1 pseudogene is annotated in these 970 nt (G+C 43.7%); it reads left to right on the top strand.

The features are described 5' to 3' along the window. A pseudogene (gene malS, locus RAC86_RS39135) lies at window positions 1–970 on the top strand (oxaloacetate-decarboxylating malate dehydrogenase); the annotation flags it as partial.

Raw genomic sequence — 970 nt, forward strand, 5'->3', positions numbered from 1 at the left:
ACCAACAGTTGGTGAAGCGATTCAGGAATACAGCCATGAATATAGAAGACCTCAAGGTATCTACTTGTCAATCGACAATATTGACGGTATTGAAAAAGCTTTTGAAAACCTTCATGCGACAGCAGGGGATATTGATCTGATCGTTGCTACTGACTCTGAAAGTATTCTCGGTATCGGTGACTGGGGTGTAGGCGGTATTAACATCGCAATCGGTAAATTGGCGGTTTACACTGCTGCAGCAGGCATTGACCCTAGCCGTGTTATCCCGGTAGTGCTTGATGTCGGTACAAACAACGAAAAACTTCTGAATGATCCTTTATATATTGGTAACAAGCATGAACGTGTTCAAGGCGAACGCTATGAAGCTTTCATTGACGCTTATGTAAAAGCAGCATTGAAATTCTTCCCTAAAGCGCTTCTTCACTGGGAAGACCTTGGTAACAAAAATGCACGCAATATCATGAAAAAATACAACCATGAAGTTCTTACATTTAATGATGATATCCAAGGTACAGGCGCGATCACACTCGCTGGTGTGCTTGCTGCTATGAAGAAAACTGGCGCTTCTATTAAAGATCAGCGTGTTGTTGTCTTTGGTGCTGGTTCTGCTGGTATCGGTATTGCCGACCAAATCCGTGACACAATGGTGCTTGCTGGATTATCTGAAGAAGAAGCTAACAAACGCTTCTACACAATTGATTACAGAGGCTTGCTGACTGAAGAAATCGAAGGCATCCTTGATTTCCAAAAACCTTACCTTCGCAGTACAGATGAAGTACAAGACTGGAAACGCGATGAAAAAGGCCAAATTCCATTCGATGAAGTGGTTCGCCAAGCGAAACCAACTATCTTGATTGGTACTTCAGGGGTTTCAGGTGCGTTCACAGAGGAAATTGTGAAAGAGATGGCATCTCACGTAGACCGTCCGGTTATCATGCCGATGTCTAACCCGACTCACCTTGCTGAAGCA

The organism is Bacillus sp. LR_5, from assembly GCF_042709275.1.